At 47.7% G+C, this 20,592-nt stretch carries 5 protein-coding genes; all 5 read right to left on the bottom strand.

Annotated elements, in window-relative coordinates; all coding sequences use genetic code 11:
• Positions 1–94 precede the first annotated feature (94 nt).
• A complete protein-coding gene (locus tag CKO50_RS04570; RefSeq protein WP_095727199.1) occupies positions 95–4,366 on the bottom strand; it encodes a non-ribosomal peptide synthetase in 4,272 nt (1,423 codons plus the stop codon).
• Positions 4,363–4,644, bottom strand: coding sequence for an acyl carrier protein (locus CKO50_RS04565; protein ID WP_095727198.1), 282 nt, complete (start codon positions 4,642–4,644; stop codon positions 4,363–4,365). Before CKO50_RS04565 ends, CKO50_RS04570 begins: the two co-directional genes overlap by 4 nt.
• The gene (locus CKO50_RS04560; protein ID WP_095727197.1) at positions 4,641–10,727 is read right to left on the bottom strand and encodes a type I polyketide synthase; all 6,087 of its coding nucleotides are present in this window, start codon (positions 10,725–10,727) and stop codon (positions 4,641–4,643) included. Before CKO50_RS04560 ends, CKO50_RS04565 begins: the two co-directional genes overlap by 4 nt.
• On the bottom strand, positions 10,727–14,923 hold the full coding sequence (locus CKO50_RS04555; RefSeq protein ID WP_176474609.1) for a non-ribosomal peptide synthetase: 4,197 nt from the start codon (positions 14,921–14,923) through the stop codon (positions 10,727–10,729). The genes CKO50_RS04560 and CKO50_RS04555 overlap by 1 nt, the downstream gene beginning before the upstream one ends.
• 22 nt (positions 14,924–14,945) lie before the next feature.
• Positions 14,946–20,579, bottom strand: coding sequence for a type I polyketide synthase (locus CKO50_RS04550; RefSeq protein ID WP_095727195.1), 5,634 nt, complete (start codon positions 20,577–20,579; stop codon positions 14,946–14,948).
• Positions 20,580–20,592: the final 13 nt, after the last annotated feature.

The following is a 20,592-nucleotide window of genomic DNA, read 5'->3' as shown; positions in this document are numbered from 1 at the left end:
GAAAAATGAACTTAGCTTAGACATCACTTCTCACATCACCTCAATGTGCTTTTAAACTAAGTTCGGCCCCGAGTGTCGGGGCCTTGGATGCCAATCATGGCTTTGTTTGGTTAGTTAGATATGCAGTGATATGCTCTGAAATTTGCTCAGTACCCGCAGCATCATGCATAGTGAAATGATTACCTACTATTTCAAAAGATTCTATTTTTGATACAACCTCTTGCCAACCAGATCGCAAGCTATCGCCCTGTCCAGCAAGTCGCTCACAAGCATTGAAGTAGAGAATATCCTTATCCAGAGTATTTGCTTGGTAAGCTGATAGCGCACTGAGGTTGGCACGATAGATAGGCAGCAATTGCACTATTTCATCAGGGCCGAGTGGATTTGTGGCCTGTGCCAGACGTGCTCGCAACACATCGCAGCGGCGCTCAGGTTCAATATTTTGAAGCTCTGAAAATACAGCCTCGCTTAGCTCACCAGTTTCAGCCAGTAGGTGCAATAACACTTCATCATCTTTAGGGGCTTGGTGGTTTTTACTCAGGCTTGGCAGAGTAGAATCGGCTATCGCAATCATGCCCACCTCGCGGCCATCAGCGAGTAACTGCTGCGCCATTTCAAATGCAATAACGCCACCCATCGACCAACCATATAGGTGATAAGGACCCGCGGAATAACGTGTGATAATCTCCTTCACATACTGTGCAGCCATCATTTTGATATCATCGAGTGGCTCGCCTTCGCCCTCTAGGCCAAAAGCCTGTACACCATAAATACTGCGCGATGTCCCAAGCGATTCAGCCAAGGCTTGGTAGCAAAACGCACTGCCTCCCACAGGATGAATACAAAACAGTGGCGCCTCTGAGCCGCCGCTTTGCAGCGGCACCAACAGACTTTCTTGCCAAGGATTGCTCCCTTGGATTGCCAGCGCCAAGGTACTTGGGGTCGGGTGCTGAAATAACACACTGAGCGGCACTTCAATACCAAGTGTTGTTCGCAGTATGGATAGCAGTCGCATCGATAAGATTGAATGGCCGCCTAGGTCAAAAAAGTTATCGTTAATGCCAACACGTGATGCACCAAGTAACTCAGCAAATGCCCCACATAAATCCGCTTCCAAACTGTTGCGCGGTGCACTGAATGATGGGCTTGTCTGGCACAGCTGCGTGTCGGGTACGGTCAATGCTCGCCGGTCAATTTTTCCACTGGGCGTCAGTGGCAAAGTGTCAACAAATACAAAGCGCGACGGGATCATCCAATCTGGCAATAACGCGCGTAAATGTGTGCGAAAATCATCTCTTTGCGGCAGCTCACCGGTAATACCATCCAACTTTATCCAAGCAACTAGTTGCTTACTTTCACCTTCTCCCCAAGCATCAACCACCCCAGCTTGAACCAAAGCATGTGATAGCAATGCACTTTCAACTTCGCCACATTCAATTCGAAAGCCGCGTACCTTAACCTGAGTATCTACTCGGCCAAGATATTCGAGTGTGCCATCGGATAACCGTCGACAGAGATCGCCAGTACGATAACAAGGTGTTTCACTCTCACTGTTCAGCGGATCAGCAATAAATCGCTGCGCATTAAGTTCAGGTCGATTCAGATAACCTCGAGTAACTCCAGCCCCACCAACATACAGCTCTCCGGGGATGCCTACAGGCACAGGCTGACCCCATTGATCCAAGATATAGACGTGTAAATCTGAAATAGGCATGCCAATATTGCTTGAGGTATTGTCTGCATCTTGTGGCTGTAATACATGCAAAGTCACATGCACCGTTGTTTCGGTGATGCCATACATGTTTACGAGTGTTGGCCCCTGCTCACCGCGATTTGCATACCAAGGTTTTAAGCGTGTTGGCGTTAGCGCCTCACCACCAAAAATGACCCAACGAAGTGCCAGCGATGCTCGCTGCGATGCGCTTAAAATTTGCTCATACTCTATCAACTGATAAAAAGCAGACGGCGTTTGGTTTAAAACACTTACCCGTTTTTCTTTTAATAGCTGATAAAACAATGCCGGTGTTCGAGTTGTCGTATATGGCACAATAACTAGCGAACCGCCATAGATGAGCGCTCCCCAGATCTCCCACACAGAAAAATCAAAGGCATGTGAGTGAAACAGTGTCCAAACGTCATCACGACCGAATTGGTAGGTTGATTGTGTAGAATCAAAAAGCCGAACTATGTTGCGATGCTCAACACACACGCCTTTAGGCTTACCCGTACTTCCCGAGGTATAAATGATATAAGCAAGGTCATTTGAGCCCGAGAGCGGCTGCGGATTTTCGGCGCTCTCCTTTGCCATCGCAGCTGAAGACATATCTAACGTCTGCACCCCACACTTTGGCAAACGCGCTTGTGTCGCCTCATGACACAGCAATACTTGAAGACTAGCATCCTCGACCATGAAACTCAGGCGTTCAACCGGGTATTCAGGATCAAGAGGGACATAAGCACCACCTGCTTTGAGGATTGCCAAAATACCAATCACAACATCGACCGAGCGCTCAACAAGCAAACCAACCAACACATCCGGACCGACGCCTTTGCGACGTAAATGATGTGCCAAGCGATTAGCCCGTACGTTGAGTTCACCATAACTCAGCTGCAGCCCTTCAAAGATGACCGCCGTTGCATCGGGGTTTTGCGCTGCATGTTGTTCAAACAAGGTGTGTGCACATGCCGTCCTTGCCGTATGCTCCCTGCTGAAAGGTGACATTTTCACCAACATTTGCTGTTCAGACTCCGTCAATAAAGGGATCTGTGCAATCGATGTTTGTGGCTCCTGCACCACCGCCTTTAAAATAACTTCAAAATGACCCAGCATGCGCTGGATCCTGTCCTCATTAAACAGTGCTGCATTATATCTAAACATTCCAGACAAAGACTGCCCAGCCACATCAAGTACATCAAGACTCAAGTCAAACTGGCCTTCTTGCTGGGGCATTTTAAAAGGCTCAAGTATCAGCCCTGCACTGTTAATTGTTTGATTCTCATTGTTGTTCATTGCTGAATAAGCGGGCGATAACACATGGCCTTGCTGCGGTTGTTGGAGGTTAAATTCCACCTGAAAAAGTGGAAACCTATCGCTCTCTCTTTGCAGCGCTAAACGCTCAATTAATAATAGCGACGGGTAATCTTGATGCGCCAACGCCTCTAACGTAGTATGCTGCATTTGTGTCAAAAATGAGGCAAAGCTTTGCTGCGGTTCTAGTTTTCCACGCAGTACAATAAAGTTAAAAAAGCAGCCGCAAATATCTTTAAATTCATCAAGACTGCGACCCGCCGCAGCTGAGCCAACCCAAATATCTTGCTGCCCAGTATAACGATGTAAGAGTACTTGAAAGCAAGCCAGTAGCATCACGTATAAGGTGCTGCTAGTGCCATTCACATACGATTTCAGCTGTTCCGTCAAGGCTTTTGACAGAGTAAAATTAACGGAAGCGCCTATATTTAGCTGCTGCGCTGAACGAGGTCTATCAGCCGGTAAATCAAGCGGCGCTGGCGGATCTGACAACTGTTTTTGCCAGTAAGACCAAAGACGCTCTCCTGCATTACTGGAGAACAGCGCATTTTGCCAACTAACATAATCTTGATAACACCAAGGTAAAGGCGATAGCGCTGAAGGTCGATGACCCTTTATAGACTCGTATAAAGATAAAAACTCAGACATTAAGTTCCATAATGACCAACCATCAAACACAATATGGTGTATGGTCATTAATAAGACATGCTTGTCCTCTGCTTGAGTGATTAAATGCGCCCGAAATAATGGGCCTTCTTCTAAGTCAAACGGACATAAATAAGCCTCCCTGACTTTTTTAAACACGCGCTCTTCACTGTCTTTTTCAGCATCCTGTAACGTTAACTCGACCGCTTGATGAGCATGAACCTTTTGCATTGCTTGCCCGTCTTGCTCAAAAAAAGTGGTTCGCAGCGATGGGTGTCTATCAGACAATGCTTGTAGTGCTGCTTTAAGTACCGAAGTGTCCAACCTAGACAAAATACGCCACGGCATGGCGACATTATATGCCGGGCTTTTTGGCGCATTTTGATATAAAAACCAAAATGCCTGTTGCCCATAAGACAGCTCAAAAATCGACGTCCTATCACACCGTTGTAATGCAGGCAATTGCAAATAGCCGCCTGCGTGATCTTGCTCTGGTTGGCTAATCGCTCTACTTGGCGGCTGCATCAAATAAGTGAGAATCCCCCCCTTATTGGCCTTTAACTGTGCCTTCAAAGCGGGTGAGATCCCCGCCGTTGAGGTACGCACTTTTAACTTGCCATCTTCAACCCAAATCCGACAGCCAATCTCCTTGAGATCGGCAAGTAGTGAACGAACCGTTTCAGCTGCACTCATAGCTCAAACTCCTCTTCACCCACTTGCAATGCTGAGGTGGGTTTAACGTTAACTCCTTGTCGAGGATTTAGCTCTGATACCAAGTCTAATACTGTGGTGCCTGCTTTCATGATTTGCGCCATAGATAGCTCAGCTCCAAGTTCAGAGCGGATTCGATTTCGCAGCTCAATCGTCATCAAAGAATCAAGCGCCATACTATTTAGCGGCTGATGGACATCTATTTGCCTTGCGGTCATGCCAAGCACTGCACTCAATTTATCGCGAATAAACTCAGTCAATATGTGGGCGTACTNCTGGCTTGCGCTAGTTGCTGTTTAATCCCAAGCGCATTAGCCACAGGCACGTCATCCGAAGCCAATACAGATAGAAACTGAGGTACTTTAGGTAACTGACTGAAGAAACGAGTCCAATTTACTGGTAAAACGCCAACTTGTGCCTGGTGGGCTTGGCGCAACAAGCTTGTTAACTGGGCCATGCCTTGCTCAGGTGCAATTGGGGTCACGCCCATGGCATGCAAGCGACTTTGCTCTCGTTCATGACCGTGCATTCTGGCTGCCATACCAATACTTGCCCAAGGACCCCAGTTTATTGACAACGCAGGTAAGCCCATTTGTCTGCGGTAGTGGGCCAAGCTATCCATAAAGGTATTGGCACTTGCATAGTTTGCCTGTCCAGCAGATCCCAACAGAGAAACGGTTGACGAAAAGCACACAAAAAAGTCTAACGCGCTATTTTTTGTCAACGTATGAAGGTGCCAGCTACCCAAGACTTTAGGTGCCATCACGCGCTCAAAACGCACCATATCTTGTTGCACTAGCACGCCATCATCTAGCAGCCCTGCCGCGTGAATAACACCTTTTAATGGTGGCATGTCTGCGTCTATCTGGTTAAATAGATCGGTTACTTGCGCTTCGTTGGCTATGTCTGCCCTGATAACGCGAACCTGCACACCAGTTGCTTGCAACTGCGCAATCACACTCGCGGCTTGCTCCGTCGGTCTACGTCTTGCGGTTAAAACAAGGTGGCGAGCGCCCTGCTTAGCTAGCAGTGTAGCAACTTCTAACCCTAAATCGCCCAATCCACCAGTAATAAGATAAGTCGCATCTTGGCACACAGGTGTCTGATTTTCCTCGCTTGAAGGAACAGTCAAAATAACTTTTCCACTGTGTCTTGCCTGCTGCATGTAGCGGAACGCATTAATTGCACGGCTAATTGGAAAAGCTCTGAATGGCAGAGGTTTAAGCTCACCTTGCTTAAATAGCCACATTAACTTTTTCATCATGCCTTGCACTAAATCTGGCTGGTCTTGACCCAATTGCGCAAGATTGATCTGATGGTAAGTCAATTCAGGGTTAAATGCCTGAACCTGCTCAGGATGCCATGTATTGACCACTGAGATCTCTAAAAAGCGCCCACCCGTTCGCAATACAGATAGGCTTTTTGGGATAAAGTCATCTGAAGTCAATGAATTTAAAACTACATCTACCCCTTCGCCATGGGTCATTGCCATAATCTGCTCGGCAAATTCCGTGGTACGAGAATGCATGATGTGCTTAACACCCATCGCTTCAAGTTGCTGCCATTTACTGGGACTTGCGGTGGCAAACACCTCAGCACCTGCAAGCTGTGCAATTTGTATCGCCGCCATACCAACACCACCAGAACCCGCATGGATCAGCACCCGCTCCCCGTTAGACAATTTGGCAAGTTCGTTCAATGCATACCAAGCAGTTAAGAACACCACAGGGATAGTCGCTGCGGCTTCAAAGCTAAGCTGCTCAGGTTTGGCCACCACTTCACTTGCGTCAACCAGCACGTACCTGCTGAAGCTATCTGGTGCCGCAGCAATGACGGCATCCCCCACGTTAAACTCTGTGACACCTTCGCCAACAGCCACGATTTCACCCGCGCACTCTCCACCAAACGGGGGGCTGCCCGGGTACATACCTAATGCATTGAGCACATCTCTAAAATTAAGGCCCGCAGCACGTACTTGGATCTCAACTTGGCCTTGTTTTGGTGCAGGGCGAGAGACATTGACAAGCGCCAGAGCGTCGAGCGCACCTTTTTCAGCCATCTGCATGTTAAATGCACCTTGAGGTACATCTAGCTCATCTTTCACTCCTTCAGGATCATGCTGTACCAACCTCGCGACAAAGCGTTCACTGCCATGTAAAGCAATTTGATCTTCACTAACATCCGCGCCAAGTTCAGTATATAAAGGCGTAATGTCATCAATTTGGCTCAGGTCAACACATGAACAGGCCAACTCTGGATGCTCCATCCCGATCACTTTACCTAAGCCCCACAGAGGCGCTTGCGCTACGGCTATCTCTGAGATATTGGCACCAGTACTGACCGCATTGTGAGTCACCAGCCACAGCTTGCTCGACCAGCCCAGTTCAGCCATTGCCTGTACCAAGTGCAAAGTACCTGCGCAGACGAGGTTTTGTGCTTGCAGCAATGATTGTTGGCATAACTCATCAGAATCAGGGGCGTCTAAGCTCCACAAGTTAATAACCGCCTCAGGCGCGCTAGATTGCTCGATGCAATAGTGATTAAAAAGGTGTTTAAATTCAGCGGGGTCGGATGGGTTCACTGACAATTTAGCATCACTTTGAACACGCTCACTTTGGACACTATCAGCTCGGCTACCCGTGCTGGCATAAACCAAAACACAACGTTTGCCCTCTTGCTCTAATTTGCCTGCTAGTTTTTGCCCAGTGCCCTGTTTATCCGCCAATATCAACCAAGTACCTTGGCCAATATCATCAGCATGAGCTTTGGAAATGAGCTGCTGTTGTTGCCACTCTATCTGATAAAAGTCGTTCGTCTGGTTTTTAAAATGATGCATTACTGTCGCGTCAGCCACGCGGCCAATTTTAAATCCAGTGACTTCAGCAACCAATTTGCCTTGGCTATCAAATAAGGCTATATCCGTGATCACTTGATCATCACTTTGCTCAATCAAACGCACAAAGCTCCATAGCTGTTGCACGCCTTGCTTATAAGTCGTCAATGCATCCAAGCCAATTGGCATAAAAGTGCCCTCAGAAGGCTTGGCAACGGCAGCACCTAAAATTTGAATACAAGCATCAAACAGGGCTGGATGAAGATGGTACTGTGTGAATTCATTGGTGGTTATACATTCGGGTAAATGAACTTGTGCCAAGGACACAGAGTCGCCTTTTTGCAACTGAGTGATGCCGCGAAAACTTGGCCCATAATAAACACCGCGCTCATCGGCCATGCTGTAATGTTCATCAACACTTAACTCAATACGGCATTGAGCTTGTAATTCTGCTGGCGTCACTTCACGTGGCGTAGATGTTGGCACGCTCGCAGCGAGTTTCCCTGATGCATGAACCTGCCATACTGATCCATTTTTTTGGCTCAAGATTTTAAACTCATAACCATGCTCATTCGGGCTTAAAACCAATTGCATGATCAGGGAACCTGTGTGCTCCAAGATCAAAGCTTGCTCAAATGTAATGTCTTGTATGTGCAGTCTGTCCTGTGCAGCGGTCACCGTTTTACCCGCAGCCATGGCCATCTCAAGGTAACCAGTCGCCGGAAATACCATGACATCAAAGAAGCGATGTTCACTTAGCCAAGTCGTCACCGACACATCAACTTCAGATTCAAAGTAAATCCTATCTGAGTCAGCCAAACGCAGCTTTTTGCCCAGCAAAGGGTGCTGTTTAGGATCTTGGTAAGTGCCTGGCTTTGAGGCCTTTTTTTCAACCCAGTGGCGCTCACGCTGAAACGGATAGGTCGGCAACTGCACTTTACTTCGTGCATAATCAGCATCAACTGCGAGCCAATCAACCTCGCCTCCTTGGCTGTGCCACTGGCCTAGGCTTTCTAACAGTTGCAGCCAATCAGGCTTGTTATCTCGCAAGCTGGGGAGCTGAATAATCTCGGTATCATCCGCTAAACACTGTCCTACCATGCCAAGCAGAACAGGCTTTGGACCGACTTCCAATAACACCTGAATGCCTTGCTTTTGTAGTGTCTCGACACCCGCTGCAAACCGCACCGGTTCGCGCACCTGTTTCACCCAATAAGTAGCTGAGCAAAGCTCGTCACCGCTTATATCTCCACTAACAGTCGAGCAAATTGGCAGCTTAGGCTTAACATAGCTAACCGCCGTTGCGACCTTTTCAAACTCATCTAACATGGGCGTCATCATCACAGAATGAAAAGCATGAGACACGGCGAGCTTTTTACCTTGGATCCCTTGCTCAGATAAGCTCCCAGCAAGCTGCTCAATCGCATCTGATTCTCCAGAGAGCACCACACTTTGCGGGCCATTTATCGCCGCAATTGAGAGCGCATGGCTATCAGCAATCAGCGATCCCGCTTTGGCTTCACTGATTGGCAATGCCAGCATTTCACCGCCGCAACATAGCGTGTGCATTAAACGACCTCGCGCTGCGATAAGTGTTAATGCATCTTCTAAACTGAATACACCCGCAATACACGCTGCGACGTATTCACCCACACTGTGTCCCATCAAGACATCTGGCTTTACACCCCATGACTGCCATAGCTTCGCGAGGGCATACTCAATGCAAAATAATACAGGCTGCGTATACACCGTCTGATTGAGGTCAGTTGGCTCCTCACTTTGCTCATAAAGTAGTTTCAGTAACGGCACATTTAATGGACGCAAAATTGCCTCACACCGCATCAGTGTATTTCTAAACAGCGGCTGCGTTTCAAACAGCGTGCGACCCATACCAAAATATTGTGCGCCTTGGCCGGTAAATAAAAAGGCCGTTTTTGGTGCGGCTTCTGTGGCAATTCCTTGCTGGTACTGGTGGCTTCGCAATTGGGCTTGCGCCTCGCTAATAGAACCTGCAACCAAGCTTAAACGATGTGCAAAGTGGCTCCGGCCTTGTGCAGCTGTATAGCAAACATCCGCAAAATCTGTATGTGGATTTTCAGTAAACCAATTGTCATATGATGCAATAAGGGCATTCAAGGCCGATGCGGTTTTAGCTGACAAAGTCAGTAAATGTTGCGGGCGCTGCGCATTGACTTCAGGTGCTTGACCTACAACATCTGGGGCCTCTTCAAGGATGACATGGGCATTGGTGCCGCCAATGCCAAACGAGCTCACTCCAGCACGGCGCGGCTTCCCCTCACTTTGCCAATCCGCCAATTCGGTATTAACGTAAAATGGGCTATTGGCAAAATCAATATTGGGATTGGCTGACTGGTAATGCAAACTGGGTGGAATTTGTCGGTTTTTTAGCGCCAGTACGGTTTTAATTAACCCTGCCACCCCCGCAGCTGCATCAAGGTGACCAAAATTAGATTTCACAGTGCCAATTGGGCAAAACCCAACCTTGTCAGTCGATTCTCTAAATACACGCGTCAGTGCGGCGATTTCAATAGGATCGCCAAACGCGGTCGCCGTACCATGTGCTTCAATGTATGAAATGGACTCTGGTTCAACATCAGCAATGGCCTGTGCTTCCATCACCACCGCCGCTTGCCCTTCCGCACTGGGCGCTGTATATCCCACTTTTTGCGCACCATCGTTATTGATGGCAGAGCCTTTAATAACAGCGTGAATGGTATCCCCATCAACGATTGCTTCTGTTAATGGCTTTAACACCACAATACCTGCGCCATTACCAAATAAGGTGCCTTTAGAGTCCGCATCAAAACTGCGGCAATGTCCATCAGGAGAGAAGATCATATCCTCCTGATAGAGATAACCACTTTTGGCAAAGTTGCGAATAGCCACGCCGCCAGCAAGGGCAACGTCACATTCACCATTAAGTAAGTTCTGACACGCCATATGAATAGCAACTAAGGCACTAGAACAAGCAGATTGAATGGTGACAGCCGGCCCTCTCAAATCTAGCTTGTATGCGATGCGAGTACTTAAGTAATCTTTTTCATTACCTGCCAGCCCAGCTAGCCCGACTTCCTCTGGCGTTAGGTGATCAAAAAAGTAGCTATTGAGTGCAGCGCCTGCATAGACACCAACAACCTCCTCTGTCTCTGCGGGCTTAAAACCAGCGTCTTCTAATGCCTCCCACGCACATTCCAAAAAGATCCGCTGCTGGGGGTCCATGATCTTAGCTTCTTTGGGGGCAAAGCCAAAAAATTCGGCATCAAACATGTCGACATCAAACGGCGTTGGGCTTGCTTTCACATAGTTAGGCATCGCCAGCAGATCAGGATCAACGCCCGCATCTAATAGTTCTTGATCAGAGAAGAAAGAAACAGACTCCTTTCCATCTCTGAGATTTTCCCAAAACGTCTTTATATTTGGCGCCCCAGGGAAGCGACAAGACATACCAATAATCGCAATATCAGACTCATGAGGTAAATGCGCGCCCATCAGCTACCCTCCTGTGGGTTTGATCGATGTTTTTTACGTGCTTGCTTGCGTCGCTGCGTTGAGCCTCGGCGGTCTTGTCGTTTATCCGCTTTACTGGCTATTGCCTCTTCTACCTTATCTTCTTGACCAAGATAACGTGCAAGTGCGTCTATCGTTGAGTGCTGAAATAGCTTGGTAACGGGGATCTCTTGGTGATAGATTTCCCTCAGCTTAGATTGCACCCTCACAATAAGCATGGAGTCTCCCCCGGCTTCGAAAAAGTTATCATGAATACCGATATTGTCATGTCCCAACAACGCTGCCCAAATCTGCGCAATGGACTTTTCAAGCGCACTGTCCGGCGCAACAAATTCAGGTTTCTCGACTTCTTGATTGCCAATTTGCGCATGTAAGGTCTTACGGTCCACCTTGCCATTGGCTGTTAATGGCAAGGCGTCAAGTAGCTCAAACGTGCTCGGCACCATATAATCTGGCAGTCTTGCGCTGACGAAGTCTTTCAGTTTATCTGTAAGGGATGCTGTTTTTGACACCGGGCGCGATAATTTACGCGTCTGTTCAGGATCAATGCCTCCGCCAAGGAAGGTATAAAGGGGTAAATGACGCTCACCCAAACCAAATAGCGCATCAACTGCAGATAGGTCCTGCTTGCCAATCGGGCAAAGGCCAATACCATGGCGTGTCGAAGACTCCATCAACATCTGGCCTATATGTCCGGCTTCTAGTAGTGAAAAGCGCTCGGAATAATGCGCATATAAAGGCTCTATGGCACTGAGGTCACTGATCAAGAAAATCGCAAATGCGGCTTCCTCATAAATATCAATGTTGCCAGCAAATACTTGCTCGCCTATGTCATTTGTTTTGGCCATTTGCAGTAGCGAGTTTCTTACTGGATGATGGTAATACACACCGCCTTCAAGCCCTGCTACGCGGTTTGGTTTCACATATACGTAGCACTGCACAGGATATAAACTGCCAGCTGATGGATAGCGATACTTAGGTAGAGGTGTTTCCTCAAGCGTTACTGCACTTAGGTGTGACAACAACTGACCAAGGTGCTCTTGTGCTAATGGGTCTTGACGAAACTCACGGTAACTTTGTCGTGTCAGCCAAGCTGACTCCAGTACCTTTGGCGCGGCGATAGGGATTTCAACCATGCCGTCTTCCACTTTGCGTACACCCGGCTGCGTGAGTTTAAATTCTAACCCTGCAAACTGATCTAAGAGCACCCCCTCTTGCTCTGCCTGTTCACCATCGCCAGTAGGCTGACCTGTTCCTTCAGGCACCACAAATGCCGCCAAAGACTGTAGATTGCGCTCCCCCCCAACAGTGGTAACAACCGCTTCACGAATGCCCGGGTATTCACTGATCACAGATTCTATTTCATTTAACTCAATACGATGGCCTCGAATCTTAACCTGAAAGTCAGAGCGTCCCATGATCTCTAAATTACCATCTGGCAGATAGCGAGCTAGATCGCCGCTTTTATACAAGCGCTCACCCGTTTGCGGGTGAGTGATAAAGGTTTCATTGGTTTTTTGCGCATCTCCCCAATATCCTTTGCCTAAGCCTCGACCGCCCACGTATAAATCACCCGTCACCCAAACAGGGCGAGGCTCTAACTTATCGTTTAGGACATGCAAGGTTTGGTTCGCCAGTGGTTTACCGTATGGGATACTTGTCCAACTGGGGTCAACCTCTTCAATTACATAATGATTATTCCAAATTGAGGTTTCTGTTGGGCCACCTAATCCGACAATCATCATATCCGGCGACAATTGACGAATACGATCTGGTAAATCAACGGGGATCCAATCACCGCTCATCATGACCAGTCGCATACTCGATGCTAAATCACCACCACTAGACTCTAAGTAATCCACCAACATTTGCTGAAGCGCAGGGACTGTGTTCCAAAGCGTAACCTGGTGCGTATTTATCAGCTCACGCCAGTGAGCGGGGTCGCGCAGTCCATCATGTTCGGGGATCACTAATGCGCCCCCCGCGCTCAGTAGACCAAATACATCGTAAACGGATAAATCAAAGTTAAGGGCAGAGAGACAAATTGCTCTATCTTTCTCTGTGACGCCAAATTTGCGATTCACATCTAAAATCGTATTTACTGGGCCACGATGCGGTAGCATGGTCCCTTTTGGCTTGCCAGTTGAACCTGAGGTGTACAGCACATAGGCAAGATCTTCGGCACCGATTGAGACATCTGCCACCTTGGTATTTTGCTGTGCTAGATTCTCATCGGTGATGATAAGTTGCAGCGAGTCAGCGGGCCACGCTAGCGCCTCAAATTGAGGCTGTGTTAATACTAACCTCACATGCCCATCGGCTAAAATAGCGTGGCGACGAGCATCAGGTTGATGCGCATCCACTGGCAAATATGCTGCACCTGACATCAAGACACCCAGCACAGCAACAATCTGCTCCCATCCTTTTTCCATTGCCACAGCAACTAAGGTATTGGGCTCAGCACCTTGTTGCTGTAGCCAATTAGCAGTGCGCTTGGCAAGGTCTAGTAACTCACCATAGGTCAAGGTTCGAGACCCAGAGATCACCGCGATTGCGTCTGGGTTTTCTATGGCTTTCGCTATAAATAATTCGTGTAAAAGTGCTTCTGAAGGCGTTTGCGCAGTGTCATTGATAAGGGCACGGTGCAGCAGTTGAGTCGCTAACAACTCATCTTGGAATGACGCCTTTTGCCACGCTGTTCCATCGCTGGCCAGCAAGGTAAGCATGTCACAATACGCATTAAACATGCTTTCTAATAACCCCGCTGGGAAGCGTTCTTCAACGCAGTCCCAACTGACAATCAGCTCACCTTTAATTTCCGCCAATTGATGATCAAAGAGTACTTGAGGGGTTTGCGTGATGCCATATACCGAGTCACCAAGCCATCCTTTTGGTGACATGTCGCCTGCAAAGCTTTCCTGCTCAGAGCCTGACCACAGTGTGCTGGTAAATACAATTGGCATGGTGACATACGCCCCTTTACGACGTCGTGTCATCTCTCTTAACACGCCAACAGCACTGATGGCATTATGACTTAAATCTTCCCATAACTGCCGCTGGATACGCACAGCTCGACGCTCAAACGACTCAGTGGTGGTGTTGTCGATTTCGACTAACATCGGGGAGGTGAAATCACCGACAATATCATTGACCTGAGGGTGTAAGCGGTCAAACTGCGTGACATTGAGAATAAAATGCGAGCTCTTACTCCAAATACTTAAGATTTCCGCAAACACAGCGGTCAAAATACTCGAAGGCGTCAGCCCCTGTTTGGCACCTCGTGTTTTGAGTTTGCCCCAAACATCAGCGGGGATGGTATCGTGTCTGCGGCTAAACCGGACTTGAGTATCTTCATCCACTGCGGACACCAGAGGTAGCTCCGCCGCGGGTGGTAGGTTATCAATACGGTCAAACCAGTAATCACATGACTTTTTGTAATATGCGGTCTCTTGGATTTTGTCCGTGGCAAGCACATAATCACGAAAGTTAAGCGGTAACGGCGGCAGCGCAACCTCTGGCTGATTCATCATTTGATATAGCTCTTTGTAGAGCAAAAACCCGCTGTAACCGTCAACCACCAGCATGTCAACACTGACAAATAGCCTGACCAACTGCGGGCCAGTACGTATCGCTTTAATATCAAAAATAGGCCAAGTATAGGCGTCAATCACTTGGTGCGACATCTGCTCACGAAGCTCGGCCAATTGAGTTGCTTTTACATCTTCTGGCTGAGCACTTAGATCCGTCACCTCAATGGTATAGGGCGGAATTTCTTGCGGTGAAAGGACCCTTTGCTGTCCATCGGGTAACATCACAACCCGCAACATATCGTGACGGTCTATAAGCTGTCGACAAACCTGATTAAACGCAGCAAACTGTGTCTCGTCATAAGGGCAATCAATTTCGTGATACCAGTGACAAGCAAACCCACCAAAGTCAAAACTACTTTGTCGGCCTAACATGTAAGCTTGCTGGATTTCAGTGAGTGGGAAGGGCAAAAAGCGTCCTTCAGGATCTGCCTCAACAGTCGGTAATGCCTCACTGATATAAGCAAGTTGCTCTTTGCCCGTATTTGCCTGTTGCCTTTTGGTTTCTACTTCGGCGCGCAATTTCTGTTGAAGAAGCGCGCGCTTTTGTTCTGTTGTCATGGCTTGTTTATCGTCTTGGGTGTTGTTCATTAGGTTAACCTGCTTAATTGTTCTAACCGAAATATTCATCAAAAAGCGCATCGATCTGCTCACCACTTAACTCTGCTGAGTCCAATTGGTTGAGCAGCGCTTCTTTGTCATCAGTTGGCGTCTGAACGAGCAGTGCACCAAGTTGACCAGCCAGATCCATCACGCTGATGTCATTCATAATATTGGCCATGGGAATATCGATATTGAGCTCAATTCGGATCCGGTTTCTAAATTCCACTGCGCGCAGTGAATCCAGCCCCATGGTATTGAGATGCTTGTGCACATCGACTTGCGCTGTTTCCATTCTCAATACCTCAGCAAGGCTACTTTGGATAAACTCCGCCAACATCTGGGCATGATCCTCAGCGCTCGTCTGCTCAAGCAGGCGTTTAATAGAGAACGACACATCATTGTCAGACTCACTTCGTGTCAGTTCAGATAAGAAAGGCGGTACCTGTACCGGATAGAACATTTCTAAGAATTTAGCGCAGTCGCCTGGTAGAACTGCATTACAGGTCACATCTGGGCGAGTGATTAGATTATCTAAAATAGCCAAGCCAGATGCGGCATCTAGAATGAACTCACTCTGTGATTTATTTACTCCCTCATCAATATCCGCTGACATCCCGCCGTCAGCCCATACACCCCAATTGACGCTAAGTGCGGGCAGTCCTTGCTGAGCACGTAACTGGGCAAGTGCATCCATAAAGGTGTTAGCTGCAACATAACTGCCCATACCAAGACCACCTAACAAGGCAGATAAAGAAGAAAAACACACAAAGAAATCGAGCCCTAGGCCTTTAGACAATTGATGCAGGTTCCAACTTCCTTCAACTTTTGCGCTCATCGCCTGACTGAAGCGCAGCCAATCTTGGTGCGTTAACGCGTCTTGGTCCATCACACCCGCAGCGTGAATAATGCCTTTCAGTGGCGCGCCGTTACCTACAATCTCATTAAACAGCCGAGTCGCTTGTACCTCATCAGCGATATCTGCGTTTACAAGCTGTATCTCGGCACCGCGAGCTTGCAACTGTGCAATCACAGCATTTGCCGCGTCAGATGGAGCACTGCGCCCAGTTAATACGAGCTTGCGCGCCCCCTTTTCGACCATCCAGTTAGCTAACATGAGTCCCAATCCACCTAAACCACCCGTGATCAGGTAGCTACTGTGTGCATTAAGCTCAGTCAAGGTAGCACTTTCATCTTGCGGCGCGCTGATAACTCGGGGCACATGTCGACCGCCTTCTGTGTAAGCCACTTGGTCTTCATGGTCATCAGAGATAATTTCTTTCACCAAGTCACCCACACTCGGGTTATCTATCATGCCTCCCCATAATTGTGGATGCTCTTGAGCTATCACTTTGCCAAGTCCCCACACGCTCGATTGCGCAATATTCAACGGATGCGTTTGTTGCGCCACTTGCACGGCATTGCGTGTTACCAGCCACAGCTTGCAAGACTCAGCATGCTCAGCTTGTGCTTGCAGCAGGTGCAAGACACTTGCACAGCTTAATGATTGCGCATCTGTGAGCGCTTTTGCGCTTAACTCTGCGCTTGTCGGTGTGTCGAGACTCCAAAGATGCACGACGCCTTTAAGTGGCGTAGTTTCATCAGCACATACTGTTGCAAACAGTGTTTTAAATTGCTCCGGTGTATTTGGGTCTAGGTGATAGTGAATACCTTGTGTTGAGTCAGACGTCGTCAGCACCGCAACCCCATTTTTTGCATACACTTGCGTGCAAAGATGGCCTGCTTTTTCCAACTGAGTAGCCAATTGCTGACCTTGCTCACCTGCGTCAGCAAAAATCAGCCAATGTCCGGTCTCAGCGTCATGATTTGACGTGCCGATCTCACTTGGCTGCCAACGTGTCTCATACACGCTCTCTGACAGCAATGCTTGAGTTGGGCGACCTTTTAATAACTCGGTATAAGTCATCCAATTACCCAAGCCCGCCTCATTAATGCGTCTTAGCTCTTGTGTACTTAACTGCGTGTCTTTTTCTGCGGTCAGCAATACAAAACTCGCCAACTCGCGACGTAATAGCCTACCTAATTGATTGTGTGAGCGGATCCCTGCGCGTGCTTCTTCAGTTAAATCAAATGTCGCTAAATTCTCCTCAAAGTTAGGATCTTCAAGGAAGTTTGCGATTTCATGGCTAGCATCAATACAATCAACAACTTTTAAGTTGTTTTTTGTTAGCTGCTCAACCCATTCATCTTTGGTGATCAAGAAGGATGATGTTTCACCGTGGTCAATATCAAACAGCGTATTGGAAATAATATCTGCCAAGACCAATTTGCCACCTTGATTGAGGTGATTACCTATGTTGGCAAATAGCGCGGTTTTATTTTTAATATGCAGTGCAACTTCAAAACCAAAGATCAAATCAAATTGGTCTGGGAACTCTTCAATGGCGCTGTCTCGATTGAACACAGCGACACGATCTTCTAACCCAAACTTAGCAATCTTTTTATTGGCAGCTTCAAGTTGCTCCCCCGAAATACTGTAGCCTCTGAGTTGCAGATGCGAGTGCTTTCTGGCCAGCACACAAATATCTGTGCCAAAACCACACCCAAAGTCCATCACTTTTTCACAAGCATCAAAGTCGACTTTTCTGAATAACACTTCACGCATGGACTTTTGTGCATTGAGTACTAAGCGAGAATGCTCAGGGTATTTTTGTGCATCAGAAAAGGCCAGTACCCAAGAAAAGCCCGGCACCATGTCAAAAAATGGACCAAAGTTTAGGAATCGTCCTTCCTCTAAATGATAATCTTGGGTTTCTAAATTTGCCGTAGAATCATAGTACTTAGTTACAGTTCGGCTTCTTTTATCCTGCTCCACAAACACCTGTAACAGTTTCAAACGCTCATGCGGTTCCATGGCCTTTACCTTGTCATCAACGAGGCTATTAAGACGTTTAAACTGCTCAAAATGCGCTAAATCATCTTGGAACAAAAATTCAAGTAAAGGGTGAGTTTCTTCAGGCTTAGCGGCTGTTGCCGTCTTTTCTGCTTCAATCCAATAACGTTGGCGCTGGAAAGGATAGCTTGGCAATGGCACTTTATTGCGTCCATAGCCCTTATCAAATGCTTGCCAATCCACAAAGCCACCACAGGCATGCCATTGCCCTAAGCTCTCTAAGATTTGCAGCCAATCATCTTCGCCCTCACGTAAGCTGGGTAATTGCACCACAGGGGTATCCGTTGTGAAGCAATGTGATGCCATCCCCAATAACACAGGTTTTGGCCCGATCTCGATAAACGCTGTTATGTCCTGAGTCTCTAACGTTTGCACACCCGAAGAAAAACGCACCGGCTGGCGAACTTGCTTGACCCAATACTCAGGATCTGTCAGCGCATCACTAACATATTCTCCTGTGACATTAGAGCACACAGGCAGTGTAGGCAATGCATAATCGATACTTGCGGCAATTTGCTTAAACTCATCCAACATAGGCTCCATCATGCTTGAATGAAACGCATGGGAAACCGCCAGTGGTTTTACTTTGATGCCTTGCTGCGCCAAATTAGCTGACAGAGCTGATATCGACTCACTATCACCAGAAACAACCACGCTATCAGGGCCGTTAATCGCGCCAATTGAAATCTTATCTTGTACAGGTGCTATCAACGACAGTGCCTGCGTTTCACTGACAGACAAGGCTAACATCGCCCCTTTTTCACACAATGTGTACATTAAGCGGCCACGGGCAGCAATGAGGGTTAAGCCATCTTGTAAGCTGAAGACACCTGCTATGCAAGCCGCCACATACTCACCAACGCTGTGCCCCATAACGGCATCAGGACGCACACCCCATGACAGCCAAAGTTTTGCCAGTGCATACTCTAGTGAAAACAGTACAGGCTGGGTGTATACCGTTTGATTGAGCACCTCAGCATCGGCATTGTCGCTGTAAAGCAAGTCCAGCAAAGGCACATCCTGTGGGCGTAATATGTCATCACAGTGCTCTAAGGCTTCTCTAAATAGTGGCTGTGTTTCAAATAACCGCTTACCCATATTTAAATATTGCGCACCTTGTCCGGTAAATAAAAACGCGAGCTTAGGTGCATCCTCTGATGCTGTGTCAATATGATAGGTTTTATCACGCAGCTGCTGCTGTGCGTCTTGGATTGAGCTTGCAACCAAGGTCAAGCGATGTGCAAAGTGTGTACGCTGATTAGCTGCACTAAAACAAACATCAGCAAAGCTTGCTGTCTGCGTATCTAGATAATTTGCATAGTTAAGCGCTTGTTGGTTTAGCGCGCCTACGCTTTTTCCCGACAGCGTTAAGACATGTTTTGGGCGTTCTGCTTGCTGGGACTCTGGCTGCTTAGCCAAAACAGGCGCTTCTTGTAAAATCACATGCGCATTGGTACCACCAATACCAAATGAACTCACCCCTGCACAGCGAGGCTGGCCATCATTAGCTTGCCAATCCGCTAGCTTACTGTTGACATAAAAAGGGCTGCCATCAAAGTCAATATTTGGGTTTGGCGTATTATAATGCAAGCTTGGCGGCAGTTGCTGATGCTTCAATGCCAACACGGTTTTAATCAAGCCCGCAATCCCAGCTGCTGCGCCAATATGGCCGATATTACTTTTTACTGTACCAATTGGCAGCTTGTCGCCTGTTCGCGCTTCAAATGCAAGGCTTAAACCTTCTATTTCTATCGGATCCCCGAGGCGTGTGCCAGTACCATGGGCTTCAACATAAGAAATACTGTTCGGGTCGACACCAGACACGGCCAGCGCATCTGCAATGACATCCGCCTGACCTTCAACACTTGGTGCCATATATCCAACTTTCATACCGCCATCATTATTGACCGCAGAGCCTTTGATAACCGCATGAATGATATCACCATCCGCCAAGGCATCATCTAAGCGCTTTAAGATCACCACCCCCAGACCATTAGTAAATACCGTACCTGTTGACTGCGCATCAAATGCTCGGCAGTGACCGTCGTCGGATACATGCATGTCATCGTAATAGACATACCCTTTTTCCTGTGGCAATACTAAGCCCACCCCACCGGCTAGTGCCATATCACACTCACCATTGAGTAAATTTTGACACGCCATGTGTACACCCACCAAAGCACTTGAACACGCGGTCGCGATCCCCATGCTCGGCCCAGTGAGATCCAACTCGTATGACACTCGTGTCGCCACATAATCGGCATCATTACCAATCAGCTTCGGGAAAAACTCGAACACATCACGTGATTTATCTGCGGTTTGCAGATTATCAATAATATATGAGCTCAGATTGGCACTGGCGTACACGCCAATGGCATATTGATGCGTTTTAGCGGTATAGCCTGAATCCTCGAGCGCTTCCCAAGCACATTCAAGAAAAATACGTTCTTGCGGATCTGTGATCTCAGCCTCTCTGGGTGTAAAGCCAAAGAACTCCGCATCAAACATATCGATATCGGGTAAAACGCCCCCAGCTTTGACGTATTCAGGCTGAGCAAGCGTGGCCTGATCAACGCCAGCATCAAGCAGTTCTTCATCAGAAAAAGCAGTGATAGATTCCACCCCATTTTTGAGGTTATGCCAAAATGTCTCAATGCTTTTTGCACCGGGAAAGCGGCAAGACATGCCGATAATGGCAATGTCCGAATCATTTATATTTGATAAATTCGTCATCGTATTTTCCTTA

Source organism: Pseudoalteromonas sp. HM-SA03 (assembly GCF_002289345.1).
Classification (GTDB): domain Bacteria; phylum Pseudomonadota; class Gammaproteobacteria; order Enterobacterales; family Alteromonadaceae; genus Pseudoalteromonas.
The sequence above is the reverse complement of the archived record's forward strand: the minus strand, read 5'-3'. Positions and strand labels throughout refer to the sequence as shown.

What these genes read in the sequence shown, in the direction of transcription:
- CKO50_RS04570 (WP_095727199.1), bottom strand. Translation starts at nt 4,366, where the DNA reads ATGAGTGCAGCTGAAACGGTTCGTTCACTACTTGCCGATCTCAAGGAG.
- CKO50_RS04555 (WP_176474609.1), bottom strand. Translation starts at nt 14,923, where the DNA reads ATGAACAACACCCAAGACGATAAACAAGCCATGACAACAGAACAAAAG.
- CKO50_RS04550 (WP_095727195.1), bottom strand. Translation starts at nt 20,579, where the DNA reads ATGACGAATTTATCAAATATAAATGATTCGGACATTGCCATTATCGGC.